The sequence below is a fragment of the Weissella confusa genome, assembly GCF_004766315.1.
GTDB classification, from domain to species: domain Bacteria; phylum Bacillota; class Bacilli; order Lactobacillales; family Lactobacillaceae; genus Weissella; species Weissella confusa_A.
This window is the reverse complement of the sequence record NZ_PVSN01000049.1, coordinates 50,737-68,120: the sequence shown is the minus strand read 5'-3', so window position 1 is coordinate 68,120 and position 17,384 is coordinate 50,737. Positions and strand designations below refer to the sequence as shown.

Sequence of the window (17,384 nt, the reverse complement as noted above, 5' to 3'; positions counted from 1 at the left end):
GACCAAGTAAACGTGACTTGGACGCCAGAATTGCAAGAGTCATTGAAGGGGATTGACCGCATGGGCAGCCTTGAGATGATTTTGAAGGCTGGTAACAAGCAAGATGACTACACACACGATGAAAAGGAGGCATTGGCATCTTGGAAGAATAACCACTATGTTGAATTGATTTCTGGTTTGACGCCGGACGATATTTTGCCGGGGATGGCAGATTTCATCAAGGAATTGAACGACAAGGGCTACAAGGCCAGTGTTGCGTCAGCTTCAAAGAACGCGCCATTTATTCTTGACCGTTTACAATTGACGGATTCATTTGTGGGCATTGTTGACCCAAGTACGTTGACCGCCAACAAGCCGGATCCTGAAATTTATGTGCGTGCTGCCGAGTTATTGAACTTGCCACCAGAGCAAGTTATCGGATTGGAAGATGCTGCGTCAGATATTCAAGCCATTAACGGAGCTGGTGAAGTGTCGTTGGGAATCGGTAACGCCGAGATTTTGCACGATGCCGATATTCGCTTTGACACAACTGCCGACGTTACGTTAGCAAACATCGCGGCAAAACTCGATTAACAATTTGAACCTCTCACGAATCTCAAAAAATATCTCAAACAAAGTTTTGCCGCGGAGACGCCAGTTTCATGATGAAGCTGGCGTCTTTTTCATTAGTTAATGACATTAGCAAGCTTGCCAACTATAATTAAGTAAACACAGTTTATTTGGATTTTAATTAGAGGAGGCCTAGAATGGCAGCACGTCCTAATTCAAGTCGTCATCTCGTTTTGACGGCATTATTTATTGCAATTATTCTGCTACAGTCAGTTGTTCCTTGGCTGGGCACATTACCACTTGGGGCGTTCGCAATTGGGGCAGCAGTAACGATTATTACGTTTACTGTCGCAATTGGGGCGATGGTCTTGGGACCTCGCGCCGGTGCGTTACTAGGTTTCGTTTGGGGTGCCTATTCACTTTGGCACGCATGGACATCAGCACCAAGTATTGGCGCTTTAATCTTCCGTAACCCAATCACAGCGATTGTGCCACGTATGTTGGTTGGTTTGATTATCGGGTACCTGTACTGGCGCTTTGTTAAGAATCGTCCAATGGGTCAACAAACCATTTGGTTAGCAGGGCTAGGCGCCTTGTCAGCTTTTGTGAATACGTTTTTCGTGTTGAGTGTCACATGGATTGGCTTTACGGTCATGCACACCACCGCGTTTGGTATTCCTGATTCAGGACTCGCGAATTACTTGATTGTTTCAATTGCCGGCTTCAATGGCGTCTTTGAAATCATTGTTGGGGCAATCTTAGTGCCACTGATTGGCATACCAGTTTTGACATTCTTCAATCGTCAAAATGCACGATAATTTTTAGACTCGGTAGCAAATGCTATCGGGTCTTTTTTGCGCGTTTTTCATAAAAAAACCATAGTTTCGTAATTTGATACGTCAAAAGAGCTTTAATGTCCGCAGTTCGTTACAATTTAGGTACAGAAGTAGATTTTGACCATGTAATAGGGGTGTTTTTGTCGATATTAGTTCCCACTTTTTAGTACTGTTGTGAGCTAAACTATCGACAATGGTCGAAGTCTATACTTTGACAGTCTTGAATTTTAGGGGAGTTAAAATCATGAAATCTACAGACACAAGTGTAAAGGAGCGAGAAGTTAATCTCGAAGATGCCGGTGGTGGCAATAAGAAGAATAAGCAGTGGCTGCGTTTTGGTGCGACGTCATTGTTGATTGCCATTGGTATGGGGGCCAATACAGGCGGTGAAGTTTCAGCGGCGGAAGATCCAACGATTGACGATGCTGATGCTTCTTTGGTGAGCGCATCTGACAAGGATGGCGAGCAAGATATTGAAGACCGTGATAAGGACGGGGATGGGTTGGACGATGAAACTGGGGAACCAGTGCCTACCAATCCAAGTGATCCGGACTCAGTCGTGGCTAGCGCAGAGGCTACGGCGTCTGAATAATCAGTGGTCGAGTCAGTCCTTGAAACACCAGTTGATCCAGTTGTTGTAGAGAGTGCGAGTTCTGAAACGAGCAGTCTACCTGAAGCGAGTGTTGCCTCAAGCACTGCAGAAGTTAGTGATAGTGAATCAGTTGTCCAATCACCGGTCACAAGCCAAAGTTCATTGGCTAGTTCGGTGGTTTTGTCGACCACATCTGCAGCTTCTGAAAGTTCAGCTACGTCAACGGATTCATCTGATGCGTCAAGTGAGGCAAGTCAAGCGGATTCTGACAGCTTAGTGAGTGTCGCACCATCAAGCGAAGCAAGTAGTGTGTCAATCGATGAGGAGTCAAGCGCATCCGACAGTTTGGTGAGCGTGGCACCCGAGAGTGAAGCGGACACGTTGACTAGTGTTGCACCTGAAAGTGAATCTGACACACTCACAAGCGTGGTACCTGAAAGTTAAACCGATTCATCTTCGGCTGAATCAACAATGAGTAGCGCAGACTCATTGCAATCGGTTGCACCATCGAGTTCACAATCAGCAACTGTTTTGGGAGCGGATGATAGCGCAACTGAAGAAGAAACGGTACCAGAGACTGTAGTCGATGGGGTAACGGTTCCTGTTAACACGACTATCGAAATTCCAAACGCAGAAAGTTTTACAGGATCAGACTATGGCTTAAGTAGTACGGTGACGGTCACGTATGTTGATAAGTACCTCTGGATTAATTTGCCAGAAGTGTATAACTTTAACAGTATCGATATGGACGCTTTGAAGGCATATGCCGTCCGTAACCGAATGGTCATTTCGTTCTTGCAAGAAGGAGAGCACGAGAAAAACACGACAACTGGATTGACTGAAGCACAACAAGCAACGTTTGATTTATTTAATAAGGCTTCATTCAATTTGATGCCAGAAACTGAAGTTACAAATGACGATGGCACAATTATTGTGTACTGGCCGGACTCTACTGAAGCAAGTACCACCTTTGATTCGGTTGATCATGATGATATTCGTGTGCGGGCCGAGACTAATGGCTTGGGTTGGGTAGTTGCATCTGAGGCCTGGCGTCGTATTAATACGGGGCAAACGCCACCAGCTGGTGACCAAGTTCTGGACACTAGTAGTTCAGGTTTGCCCAATATCATTAAAAATGATGCGAATTTGCTACGTACTTATTTCCCATTGCAGTATTTTCTTAGTGCATCAGGCAAAGTACAGTACGTTGTGTTGATGGCGCGAGAAGGTACGACTAGGGACCCTTGGGGAAATACAATCAAGGGTGGTGAAACGTTGATGATTGCCGAATTTACATCGACAGGAATTCTTCGTACAAACTACATTAATAACGGTCAAGTACTAACGTTAAACGGAACCACAATCACGAACAGATTTTCAGGTGGTAGTGGTGATTACAATATATCGAACTACTACAACGAAAATGGAACAACTTTGCAATCATGGACGATGCAAGGAATCACGACTAAGGCAACCTTGGCTGATGCCAACTACTACTATGCCATTGATAATGGTGATGGTACTTACACCAAGACCGACATACGTATTCCAGTAAACACAAGCGCCGGGTCAACTGGCGACGCCAAAGTTAATACGTTGAACGGTGGAGCAGGTGGATCGTTCCCAGATGAATACATCATCACGTCTGACGTATTGGCTGGGTATCAGATTGTGCCATCATTGACTTATGCCTCAGGACAGTTGTCATCAACTACAAGTGGCACGGAAACAGGAACGACGCAAACGGTGCGTGGAAAGTTTATGACTAACAATTATGATCAGACGGTTAAGTCTGCTTCTAATATGTATCGTACTGTTCTTGACCCAAATAATCCGTTTAACTTAGCGTTGATTCGTGCTTATGGCTTTGACTTGAGTCAGGTGCCAGTGGGTGCGGTAGTTGATAAGTATGTCAACAGTAGTGGCGGATATACGGTAACGGTTGCTTGGCCGGTAGTTGATGCCAATGGTAATCAGCTAGGCCAAACATCAATTATTTGGGATACAGGCTCTAATACGATTCGTTTTGATACGAGTACGAGTGGTGGTGCTGCAACTAATCCAGTTAAGCACTATACAATCCCGACTTCACCACTAACGTTCTATCTCCAAACAAATACATCGACTGGTGCAACTTCGGTTGTAGCTGCGACGTCACAACCAACAACAGCAGGTTATACGTTTGCCAAAATTACTGGGGATATCTATAAAACAACGACTGGAACGCTAACATTTTCTGCAACAGATGCGTTTGGTAACGCCAATACCTTAGTATCAACGCCGGATTGGTTGGACGAAGATCGTAATGGATCTATTGACGGCGGAAGTTTCACTGGATTTAAGAATGGTGGTTATGGAGATAAACAGAACAGTTTCACCATTATCGACAAGTACAGTGTTTTCGGGGTTAACTTTTATTATGTGGCCGCACCACAAATGGCGACAGTTGGGTTGAAGACTGCCGAAAAGCAATCGGATGGCACTTATAAGTTGGTCGATACTGCCCGTACTAATACTGATGGCGTATCAAACTATAACAATAAGACGTCTGGTCAAAAAGACTCAGCTTTGCAAGGTGTGACGGGAGCCGTTATCGGTGTTGCGCGTTCAGCAAGTACCACTAATGATTGGGCACAAATTAATACTAAGGTTCCAGGGTATACCTATATTGGGTATACGTATAACGGAGGTGCACTACAATCGGTCCAAAAGACGGATGGAACTTATGCCATGCCGTTTGAGAATTCGAATACGAAGTATAATGCAACTGCAAGTACGAGCGTTTCAAATGGCGCCATCACCGATTCATCAGCCGATGCAATTGTTTTGTACTACGCCGTTGATAGCCAACAGGCCCAGATTAAGTTTGTCATGGCCGACGGAACAACGGCGCCGGCTAACATCAATTTGACTGGTAAGACTGGTGGTGCGTTGTCACAAGACATCGCAAGTAGTATTCCAGCCGGGTATCACATTGACACCAGCAAGACGACAACGACTGGAACACCAGCGATGACGCTATCTAGTACGACGGTGTCTGGTACGTACGACGCGACAAATAATAATTTGAGCGCCACTGATGGTAGTTTGCAAACAATGACAATTACGTTGGTTGCTGATACCCAAACGGTGAACGTTCGTTATATTGACGTTAATGACTCCGAAAAAACTGAGGGATGGACTGCTACTGATGGGACTGAGCTCACAGATTGGCTCCAAACCGTAGATGGTGATACAGGTAAGAGTTATACCAACGCCCTCCAAGCAGCTGCAGCAAGTGGTTATGTGATTGTGGCCCAAGATGCAGGGGCTACGGCTGGAACCTTTGATAATGATACCAACACTGACCAAACTTACTACGTTTATTTGAAACACGACACTGTGAGTGTGGAAGGTGGTAAGGAAGGTAATGCAACGTGGACGACGAAGTCGACGGTTCGTTATCGCTATGAAGATGGCACAACGGCCGCGGTGGCTAACGTTCGAACGACAACATTTACAGCTACCGTAACGTACGATGCGGTCACAGGTGAAGAGTTATACGATACGTGGGATGCTGAAAGCTATACATTTGATGATGTGGAGTCTCCAGTTATTCAAGGATACATTGCTGACAAGCTACAGGCTGGAGCAGGGACTGTCACTAATACTTCTGCGGGCATTGTGGCAATTGTCGAGTATAAGGCATTGGGTGCTTGGACACCAAGCTTCCCAGATACGACGCCGGACAACCCGCCGACTGATGTAACTTATCCAAATGATCCGAATGATCCAACACAACCTGATCGTACGAATCCATCAGTACCAGTGGTGCCTTATGTACCTGGTTACACGCCTGAGTTACCAGACGGTACACCGCTGACGCCGGTTAATCCGAGCGACCCAACTGGTGGTTATTTGCCACCTGATGTGCCAACGGATCCGACGACTGACACGACAATCGTTTACCATGCGAATGAGCAAAAAATAACGGTTAACTACATTTATGTCGCGGACGATGGTACTCGTACGACAGTTAAAACGGAGTCGTTCACTGGTAAAACGAATGCGGACTATACCCACGAATTGTGGGATTATGAGAATAATCCGGACTAATCTTATGTGCTGGTATCTAAGGATGCAGGTGCTGAGAGTGGTAAGTACGATACTGATCAGGTCTATAACGTTATTTTGGCAATCGGAACGGAATCCGTACCAGGTGGTAAGGACGATGATCCGAACCAAAGCGATTACATGAAGACGATTACACACACAATTCAATATGTAGACCAAGATGGAAATCAAATGGTAGACGCGAATGGGGAGCCGGTGCCGGATAAAGTGGTTAGTCACACCTTTACAGCAACAGTTACCTATAAGGTTGATTCAAATGTGCCAATCTCGATTGAATGGCCGAATGATTCGGCCACATTTGCGGCGGTTAAGAGTCCTGTTATGACGGGTTACGTCGCTGATGTAACGCAAGTTGATGCGGACCAAATTGACCACAATGACACGGATACAACGTACACGGTTATGTATAAGCCAATGGGAAGTTGGACGCCAAGTTTCCCACCAAATACTGAAGATGTACCAAGTGACCCAATTCAATATCCAAATGATCCAAACAATCCAACGGATAATGAAACGCCTCATGATCCGGCTGAGCCAGATGATCCGGTCATTCCATATGTACCGGGATACACGCCGGAAGGTCCGGATGGCACGCCGTTGAAGCCAGTTGACCCAGAAAATCCATCAGCTGGTTATATTCCACCAGCACCGACGAATCCGACTGGGGATACAACGATTAATTACACGCGTAATACGCAACAGGTTATTGTTCGCTATATTGATGACACAACGGGCCAGGAGGTTACTGAACTTCGTCAAACGTTCTCGGGTGAGACTGATCAGGCATATACAAATACGCTGGCTGATTATGCATCTCTTGGTTACACGTTTGTCAGTGCCGAAGCAGGAGCAACTGCCGGAACTTATGACCGTGATGACACAGCGACCCAAGTTTACGTAGTTCACTTGGACCACGGTACGGTTGTTGTGGATGGTGGTCGTGAAGACGATCCAAACTACGACAGTTATACGTCAACGGTTACGTCGACAGTTCATTATGTTTATGAAGCTGATAATTCAACGGCCGAGCCTGATAGTGTACAGAAGAAGACGTTTACTGCTTCAGTCACATATGATGCTGTAACCGGCGCGGTTGTATCAATTGTTTGGCCAACTGAGTCACAAACGTTTGACGATGTGCAAACGCCAGTTATTGATGGTTACTTTGCAAGTGAGGGTTCAGTTGCAGGTGGATCGGTTGATTACAACGACGCTAGCCGTGAAGAAACGGTAACTTATACGAAGCTGGGTTCTTGGATTCCGCACGTACCTGATTTGCCTGAAGATGAGCAATTGAAGACGCGTGTCTATCCAAATGATCCAAATGACGCCTCAAAGGTTTGGACGCGTGATGATCCAAATTATGTTGAAGTGCCAGTGCCATATATTCCGGGTTATACACCAACAAGTGATGGTAGCAGCACACCTTTGGAACAAATTGATCCTAACGATGTAACGAAAGGCTACTACCCACCTGATGTGCCGGATAACCCGGCAGCGGACACGCCAATTTACTACGTGGCCCATCCACAAACCTTGGTGGTGGTTTATGTCGACATTTCATCAGGAACTGAAGTCGAAGTTACTGAGCTACAACAAACTTTGACGGGAACAACGAACGCAGCTTATACGAACACATTATCGGATTATGCTGCTCGGGGTTATGTCCTAGTTGATCAAGACGCAACAGCCACTGAAGGAACGTACGACAGTGCAGACAACGTAACCCAATTTGCTAAGGTTTACTTGGATCACGGTACAGTTGTGGTAACACCGGACACTCCTGGTGATCCAGGTAATCCAATGTATCCTGGCGTACCTGATACGCCAACTTGGCCAGGCGGAACTGACATTGATGGTGTTAAGCAAACGGTTAACGGTGTCATCAATTATCAGTACGCAGATGGGGCTGAAGCATTCCCAGATGTCACGCGTACGATAACGTTTGAGCGTTCAATTACGTTGGACGCCGTAACTGGTGAGCAAATTTCAACGACGGATTGGGTTGTGACGGCTGGTGATGATGACTGGCCAGAGACGTCAAGTCCGGTGAAGGAAGGTTACTATGCTGATATCGCAGATATTTTGGCGGTAACGATTGAACCAGGTGACTTTGACCGTAACTACATGGTGACGTACTACCCAATGGGACAGTACGTACCGGTATTCCCAGAAGGTACTGAAAATGTGCCAAGTGACCCAATTACGTATCCAAATGACCCAGATAATCCTGGTGATCCTTTGGAGCCGGGTCAAGGAACGCCGGATACGCCAGGTGACACGGATAATCCAACCTTGCCATACGTACCAGGCTTTACGCCGCAAGGACCAGATGGCACGCCGTTGGAGCCGGGTGATCCAAATAACCCAAGTGCGGGTTACTGGCCACCGGAAACGCAAACCGATAATCCGGGTGGTGACACGACGATTACCTACACGGCGAATGAGCAAAAGGCGACCGTGACATTTATCGACGATACGACGGGTGACACACTGAAGGTTGTCGATTTGACAGGTAAGTCTGACGAGACGGATGCCTATCGTACAGCAACTGACATTGCGACGTACGAACGTGCCGGATATGTCCTGGTGAGCGATGATTATCCAACGGATGGTGTGGTTTATGACCGTGTTGATGATACGGACCAACCATTCACAGTGCACTTGAAGCAAGTCACGATTACGGTTGAACCGGATGATCCAAAGGAACCAGGCGTGGATATCTTTACGCCGGGTGATCCGGTCGATCCAAGTGATCCAAGTGGCCCAACGTATCCAGAAAGCCCATACACACCGGGTGACCCAGTTTATCCAGACCAACCAGATGGACCAACGGTACCTGATACACCAGGTGACCCAGGTACACCGGTTGATCCGGATAATCCAAGTGGGCCAACTTGGCCAGCAACGCCAACGTACCCAAGTGGCGTCACTAAGGATGATTTGAACCAGACAGTCACGCGTACGATTACTTACACGTATGCAAGCGACGGGTCAGAGGCTTCTAAGACGGTTACTGAAACGTTGACGTACAGTCGTACCGCGACAGTTAATGCAGTGACTGGTGCGGTGACGTATGGCGATTGGTAGACGACTGATTCAACCCTTGATAAGGTTGATTCGCCGTTGATTTCGGGTTACGTGGCTAGTCAATTAACCGTTGACGAAGAGGCGAATGTTGACGCGATGGCCGATGATACAACTGTCGCCATCACATATACCAAGCTTGGTCAATGGGTGCCATCATTCCCACCATCAGCCGATGATGAGAATGTCCCAAGTGATCCAATTGATTATCCAAACAATCCAAGTGACCCAACGGAGCCGTTGGAGCCGGGTGAGAATAATCCAAACGATCCAGGTACGCCGGCCAACCCAACGTTGCCATATGTGCCAGGTTATACACCAGAAGGCCCAGATGGCACGCCGTTGACGCCGGTTGATCCAGATAATCCAAGTGCGGGTTACTGGCCACCGGAGACACCAACGGATAAGCCAGGTGATGACACGGTTATTCACTATGTGGCCAATGATCAAGCAGCTCGCATTACGTATATTGATGATGATACTGGCCTTGAATTGGCAGTTGATACCATCGCTGGTGAGTCGAGCGACACATCAACATATACAACGGCTGACCGCATTAAGTCTTACGAAGCACAAGGATACACATTGGTTTCAAATGACTTCCCAGAAAATGCGTTCCAATTCGATCGTGATGATGCGACGGAACAAAAATTTGAGGTGCATTTGAAGCGCACAGTTTTGGTGATTACACCAGACGACCCACGCACACCAAGTGACCCAATCTTTACGCCGGGTGAGCCGGTGGACCCAAGTGATCCATCGAGCCCAACGTATCCAGCCGAACCAGGTACACCAGGTGAGCCAATTGATCCGGCAAATCCAAGTGGCCCAACTTGGCCGGAGACACCAACGTACCCAGCGGGATTGACGACGGAAGATTTGAACCAAACGGTCAACTTGACGGTTAACTATGTTTACTAAGATGGTACGACGATTGCCCACGAGCCACACACGGATGCGGTGCACTTTACGCGAACGGCAACGTTGGACACGGTGACGGGCGAGGTGACGTACTCGGATTGGGTAGCGGTTGATGATGACGATTTGTTGGATACCTACAAGTCGCCAGTTGTTGATGGTTACTATGCTGACAAGGAGTACAGTACAGCAGTGACGGTTGCGGCCGAAGACGGTGATGTGACTGAGACTGTGACGTACAAGAAGTTGGGACAATGGGTACCATCGTTCCCAGCCACGACGCCGAGTGCACCGACGGATCCAATTGATTATCCAAATAATCCAAGTGATCCAACGGTACCAACGGATCCGGCTGAGAATCCTAGCGAACCAGGTACGCCAGAGAACCCAACGTTACCTTACGTGCCAGGTTACACGCCGGAAGGACCAGATGGTGAGCCGCTAACACCGGCTGATCCAAGCAACCCATCTTCAGGCTACCTACCACCAAACCCAACAAATCCGGGTGAGGATACGGTGATTACCTATGTCCCAGCTGATCAAGTTGGTTCGGTAACGTATGTGGATCAGACAACTGGTACGACGTTATCAGTCGATCCATTGGCTGGTAAGTCAGATGAACCGGGCACATATGCAACCGCTGACCGTATTAAGCAATATGAGGCGATGGGATATGTACTGGTATCGGATGAATATACAACGGACTTTACGTTTGATAGTGACACAGCTAAGTCACAGTACTTCACGGTAACGTTGAAGCAAGTCACGGTGGTTGTGACGCCTGATGATCCAAAGAATCCAAGTGACCCAATCTTTACGCCGGGTGATCCGGTGGACCCAAGTGATCCATCAAGCCCAACGTATCCTGAGGAACCTGGTACGCCAGGTGATCCAATTAATCCAAACAACCCAAGCGGACCAACTTGGCCAGCGACGCCAACGTATCCAGATGGTGTGACGGCGCAAGATTTGAACAAGACGGTCACACGTACGATTACGTATGTTTACGAAGATGGTTCTGAAGCTGCGACAACAGTGACGGACAATGTCGTCTTCGAACTTACCGCTACGGTTAACGCCGTGACGGGTGAGGTCACATATGGTGAGTGGACGGCAGTCGGCGATGATGTCGATTGGCAACAAGTTGATTCACCGATGATTGTCGGCTACATGGCAGACAAGGCTTCGGTTGAATTTGTAGATGTTACCGGCGCAACTGAGTCAACATCAGTGGTTGTGACGTATACGGCGGTTGGTCAGTGGGTACCACATTTCCCACCGGGAACTGAAGATGTCCCAAGTGACCCAATCAACTATCCAAACAACCCAGATGATCCAACGAATCCAGCGGATCCTGGTCCGGATAATCCGGCCGACCCTGGAACGACGGATAATCCAACCTTGCCATACGTGCCTGGCTTTACGCCACAAGGACCGGATGGTGAGCCGTTGGAGCCAGTTAACCCAAGCAATCCAAGCGAGGGATACTGGCCACCGGTTATTCCGGATGATCCTAAGCAGAGTCAAGACATTACCTATACGGCTAATGAACAAACTGCGCGAATTGTCTTCATTGATGATACAACCGGCACGACATTGGCAACTGATGATATCGATTGTGTCTCGGATGAGAAGTCGACGTATACGACGGCGGACCGTTTGGCTGCTTACTACGCCCAAGGTTACACGTTGGTCAGTGACGATTATCCAGCCGACTTTGCGTTTGACCGTGTCGATGGTAATGTTGAGACGTTCGAGGTTCACTTGAAGCACGCTGCGATTACAGTGACGCCAGATGATCCAAAGAACCCATCAACGCCAATTTACACACCGGGTGACCCGGTTGATCCAAGTGACCCATCGAGTCCAACGTATCCAGCGGAACCAGGTACGCCTGGTGATCCAATTGATCCGGATAATCCAAGTGGTCCAACTTGGCCAGCGGTGCCAACGTACCCAGATGGCGTGACGACGACCGACTTGAATGAGACGGTCAACCGTACGATTACGTATGTCGACGAGGCAGGTAATAAGGTCTTTGATGATGCAACGGACAAAGTTAGCTTCACACGCACGGCGACAGTTGATGCGGTAACGGGTGAAGTCACATATGGTGAGTGGGTTGCAACTGGCGATGACACAACGTTTGACGCGGTGAACTCACCAGTTAAGACTGGCTACTACGCTGATAAGGAAGTGGTTGCTGAAACCACTGGTTTGACGGCAACGACGGGGGATGAAAACATCCAAGTTGTCTACAAGCCAATGGGACAATGGGTACCATCATTCCCAGCCGGTACGGAAAACGTGCCATCTGATCCAACGACGTATCCAAATGACCCAGCTCATGCGGATACACCACTTGAACCAGGTGGTACGAATCCAAATGTACCAGGCACGCCAGATAATCCAACCATGCCATATGTACCAGGCTTTACGCCACAAGGTCCAGATGGCACGCCACTTGAACCGGTAACGCCAGGTTCACCAGAAGGTGGTTATTGGCCACCAGCAACACCAACCGATAACCCAGGTGGTGATACGGTTGTGACTTATGTTGCGGATGAACAAAAGGCAACGATTACGTACCACGATGTGACGACTGATACTGATTTGTCGGTTGATACGATTGATGGTCATTCTGATGAAACCAGTTCATACACGACAGCACAACGTATTGCGATGTATGAGCAACAAGGTTACCGTTTGGTCGCTGATGGTTATCCAGGTACGAAATTCACGTTCGATCGTGATACGGCAACTGATCAAGCGTACATCGTACAACTTGAGCGTATCACGCAAACGATTACGCCAGATGATCCAAAGACGCCAAGTTCACCAATCTTTACGCCGGGTGATCCGGTGGACCCAAGTGATCCATCGAGCCCAACGTATCCTGAGCAACCTGGTACGCCAGGTGAACCAATTGATCCAGATAATCCAAGTGGCCCAACTTGGCCAGCAACGCCGACTTATCCAGCCGGTTTGGAGCATGATGATTTGAATCAAACGGTCACGCGTGAGGTAACTTATGTTTACGATCGTAATGGTGCGACCGCTGCGACGACGGCGACGGAAACGTTGACGTTTACCCGTACGGCGACACTTGATACGGTCAGTGGCGAAATCACATATGGTGATTGGATTGCAACTGATAGTGATACCACCTTTGATGAGGTGACATCACCAACGATTGCTGGTTACACGGCTAACCGTGCATCAGTTGCTGAAGCGACCGGCGTTGCAGCAATGGATGACGATACGTCAATCGAAGTCCGTTACGTTGCGAACGAGCAACATGCAACGATTACGTATATTGATGACAACACGCAACAAACGATTGTCATGGATGACATTACCGGACAATCTGATGGCACGACGAGCTACACGACGGCTGACCGGATTGCGGCTTTGCAAGCGCAAGGTTATAGCCTTGTGAGTGATGGTTGGCCAGCTGACTTCGTGTTCGACACGGATGATGAGACGACGCAAGCCTTCGAGGTGCACTTGAAGCACGCGACGATTACGGTTGATCCAGATGATCCGAAGACGCCAAGTTCACCGGTTTACACGCCAGGTGACCCGGTTGATCCGGATGACCCAGATGGCCCAACGTATCCAGCCGAACCTGGTACGCCAGGTGATCCGATTGATCCAAACAACCCAAGTGGCCCAACTTGGCTAGCAACACCAACTTATCCGGATGGTTTGAAGACGACTGATTTGAATGAGTCAGTTGACCGTACCATTACGTATGTTTACGAAGATAATAGTGAAGCTGCAAAGACGGTGACGGATAACGTTCAGTTCACCCGCACCGCCGAGTATGACGTGGTGACGGGAACTGTGACTTACGGTGATTGGGTTGCGACGAACGGCGATACAACCTTTGATGCGGTCGAATCACCAGTGATTCCCGGCTACTATGCTGATTTGACGCAAGTTGACGAAACAGCTGGTTTGACGGCGAATAGTGGGGATGAAAACGTTAAGGTCACGTATAAGCAAATGGGACAATGGGTACCATCATTCCCAGCTAATACACCAAGTGTGCCAACGGATCCAATCACGTATCCAAATGATCCGGACGATCCAACGAAGCCGCTTGAACCGGGTGCGCCAGATTATCCAGTGGTGCCATACGTGCCAGGCTTTACGCCAGAAGGACCGGATGGTCCATTGCAACCAGTTGATCCAACTGATCCAAGCAAGGGTTATGTGCCACCGGCAACGCCGACGGACAATCCAGGTGAAGATACAACGATTAATTACGTTGCCAATGAGCAAACGGCCACGATTACGTTTATCGATGACACGACGAAGACGAATTTGGCAGTCGACACAATTAAGGGTGTTTCTGATGCAACGTCAACGTATACCACGGCCGAGCGTATTCAAGCTTACTTGGCGCAAGGTTACACGTTCGTTTCTGATGGTTATCCAGGTACGGACTTCACGTTTGACCGTGATGACAGTGAGACGCAAGCGTATGAAGTGCACTTGAAGCACGCGAAGATTACGATTACACCAAATGATCCGAAGACGCCGAGTCAGCCGATTTACAACCCAGGCGATCCGGTTGATCCAAGTGACCCAGATAGCCCAACGTACCCAGAAGAACCAGGCAATCCAGGTGACCCAATTGATCCGGATAACCCAAGTGGTCCAACTTGGCCAGCAACGCCTACGTACCCAGCTGGTTTAACTGAAACTGATTTGAATGAATCAGTGACGCAAACTATCACGTACGTGTATGCTGATGGCCAAGAGGCAAGTAATCCAAAGACGGACACGGTAACGTTTAGCCGTACGGCAACGCTTGATCCGGTCACAGGTGCGGTAACGTATGGTGAGTGGATTGCAGCAAATAGCGATACCACGTTTGATGCGGTCGAGTCTCCAGTGATTACCGGGTATGTTGCGGATAAGCAAACGGTCGCTGAAGTGACGGGCATTCAGGCAACTGATGCTGACACTGATCCAGTTGTGACTTACACGGCGATGGGACAATGGGTACCATCATATCCAGCTGGTACCCCTGATGTACCAACGGATCCGATTACGTATCCAAATGACCCAGCTGACCCAACGCAACCAGCTGATCCAACGGCACCAAATTATCCGGTCATTCCGGATGTGCCAGGCTTTACGCCACAAGGACCAGATGGCCCATTGCAACCAGTTGATCCAAGTGACCTAAGTAAGGGTTACGTGCCACCAGCAACGCCAACTGATCCAACACAAGATACGACGATTACGTATGTTGCTAATGAGCAGCAAGCGACGATTACGTATATTGATAAGACGACTGGCAAGCAATTGGCAATGGATACGATTACGGGACACTCTGATGAGACGTCAACGTACACAACGGCAGACAAGCTTGCAGCCTACGAGGCAGCGGGTTATGTCTTGGTTTCAGATGGTTATCCAGGTACAAACTTTACCCTCGATCGTGAAGATGATTATGACCAAGCGTATGAGGTCTATTTGGAACACGCTGTGATTACAGTTGATCCAAATGATCCAAAGACGCCAAGTTCACCAATCTTCACGCCAGGTGGTCCAGTTGATCCGGATGACCCAACGAGCCCAACTTATCCAGTTAACCCTGGTGACACACCAACGCCAACGTACCCAGGTGGTTTGGAAGAAGCTGATTTGAATGAATCGGTTAAACAAACTATCACATACAAGTACGCTAACGGTGAAACAGCAGCTGATGATGCGACCGATACGGTCACGTTCAGCCGTACGGCCAAGGTTGATGCGGTAACGGGTGCAGTGACTTACGGTGATTGGGTTGCCGCTAATGGCGATACGACCTTTGATGCAGTGGACTCACCAGTGATTACGGGTTATGTGGCGGATAAGCAGACGGTTGCTACGGTGACGGGTATCGGTGCTAAGGATGCGGACACGACGGTTAATGTTGTGTACAACAAGATGGGACAATGGGTACCATCGTTCCCAGCCGATACAACAAATGTTCCGAGCGACCCAATGACGTATCCAAATGATCCAGATGACCCAACGAAGACGGCTGATCCAAATTCACCAGGTTATCCGGTCATCCCATATGTACCTGGCTTTACGCCACAAGGTCCAGATGGTACGCCACTGCAACCGGTTGATCCAAAGAACCCAAGCAAGGGTTACTTGCCGCCAGCTGTGCCAGGTGATCCAACGACTGATACGACCATTGTTTACAAGGTTGATCGTCAACACGCCAAGGTTAACTTCATTGATCAAAACACGAAGCAAGTGCTCCATGTTGAGCAGTTGTCTGGCGATAGTTACAGCAAGTCGACATACACGACGGCTGATCAAATCGCTTACTACGTGGCTCAAGGTTATGTCCTTGTGCGTGACGGTTATCCTGCTGGTGGTATGACATTCGATTCAGATTCAATGTTGAACCAAACGTTTGTGGTCACATTGGCGCACGGTACAAAGACGGTTGATCCAAATAACCCAGGTGTACCAGGTACGCCAATTGATCCAAACAATCCAGATGGTCCAAAGTGGCCAGCCGGTGTTGATGAAGATCACTTGAAGACGGCAACGACGCGTACGATTATCTTCCGCACAATCGTCGATACGAAGACACAAATTGTGACGTACACGCGTACGGCGACGGTCGATACGGTTACTGGCGAAGTGACGTATGGCCCATGGACGGCGCCAGATGGTTCACATGTACCGGACGTGGCTGTACCGGGTATGCCGGGCTACGTGGCTGATCGCAACCTCGTGCCAGGAGTGGATATTCCGGTCGGTACACCAGACTTCACTGAGTATGTCACGTACACGATTGTGCCGGAGCAACCGGCAGTTGAAGTTGAGCCAAATGAACCGGGCGGACCGGCACAAACTGTTCAAACAGTAACGCCTGAGACGCCGGCGATTGTACCTGAGGTATTGACGCCACATTCATTGGCCTACACGGCAGTTCAATCAGCAACGGCTGCACCTGAAAGTGCCGCTTCGTTGGCTTACACAGCTGAACAGAGCGCAGCTGAGTCGGTAACGGCCCAACATTCAGGCGTCTTGCCATACACTGGTTCGGACGAGCAAGAAGGTGCTAAGGCAACTGGTTTGGCCATGTTGTTTGGTTTGTTCCTTGGTTTGTTCAAGCGTCGTAAGCGCGAGGATGAAACTGAAGAAACAAGCAAGAAGCACGACGATAAGTAACGGAAACGCCTTCACGGGAAATGACCTGTGAAGGCGTTTTTGTATGATTAGTTCAAAAATTCCCCATGTTTACTTGGTATACTGTAAACAAAGCC

Annotated in this window: 7 protein-coding genes and 1 pseudogene; all 8 read left to right on the top strand. The window is 48.5% G+C overall.

Going from position 1 to position 17,384, the window contains the following annotated elements; translation table 11 throughout:
- Positions 1 to 573: HAD-IA family hydrolase (locus tag C6P11_RS07320; RefSeq protein ID WP_135519938.1), on the top strand; the 573-nt coding region annotated here is incomplete at its 5' end.
- A gap of 173 nt (positions 574 to 746) precedes the next feature.
- Entirely contained in the window at positions 747 to 1,367 is a 621-nt protein-coding gene (locus C6P11_RS07315; protein ID WP_135519936.1) for an ECF transporter S component, read from the top strand.
- A gap of 262 nt (positions 1,368 to 1,629) precedes the next feature.
- On the top strand, positions 1,630 to 1,977 hold the full coding sequence (locus C6P11_RS07310; protein WP_135519934.1) for a hypothetical protein: 348 nt from the start codon (positions 1,630 to 1,632) through the stop codon (positions 1,975 to 1,977).
- A gap of 3 nt (positions 1,978 to 1,980) precedes the next feature.
- Entirely contained in the window at positions 1,981 to 2,421 is a 441-nt protein-coding gene (locus C6P11_RS07305; RefSeq protein ID WP_135519932.1) for a hypothetical protein, read from the top strand.
- 27 nt (positions 2,422 to 2,448) lie between these two features.
- Positions 2,449 to 6,072: a mucin-binding protein gene (locus C6P11_RS11285; protein WP_245299835.1), complete on the top strand. Its 3,624-nt coding sequence runs from the start codon at positions 2,449 to 2,451 to the stop codon at positions 6,070 to 6,072.
- A gap of 6 nt (positions 6,073 to 6,078) precedes the next feature.
- Positions 6,079 to 9,306: pseudogene (locus C6P11_RS11280) on the top strand (mucin-binding protein); the annotation flags it as partial.
- Between the two features lie 21 nt (positions 9,307 to 9,327).
- The gene (locus C6P11_RS11275; protein ID WP_432430734.1) at positions 9,328 to 10,098 is read left to right on the top strand and encodes a mucin-binding protein; all 771 of its coding nucleotides are present in this window, start codon (positions 9,328 to 9,330) and stop codon (positions 10,096 to 10,098) included.
- Between the two features lie 12 nt (positions 10,099 to 10,110).
- Entirely contained in the window at positions 10,111 to 17,289 is a 7,179-nt protein-coding gene (locus C6P11_RS11270; protein WP_280950205.1) for a mucin-binding protein, read from the top strand.
- Positions 17,290 to 17,384 lie beyond the last annotated feature (95 nt).

Excerpts from the sequence above, each read along its gene's own strand:
- C6P11_RS07315 (WP_135519936.1), top strand. The coding sequence starts at position 747 with ATGGCAGCACGTCCTAATTCAAGTCGTCATCTCGTTTTGACGGCATTA.
- C6P11_RS07310 (WP_135519934.1), top strand. The coding sequence starts at position 1,630 with ATGAAATCTACAGACACAAGTGTAAAGGAGCGAGAAGTTAATCTCGAA.
- C6P11_RS11285 (WP_245299835.1), top strand. The coding sequence starts at position 2,449 with ATGAGTAGCGCAGACTCATTGCAATCGGTTGCACCATCGAGTTCACAA.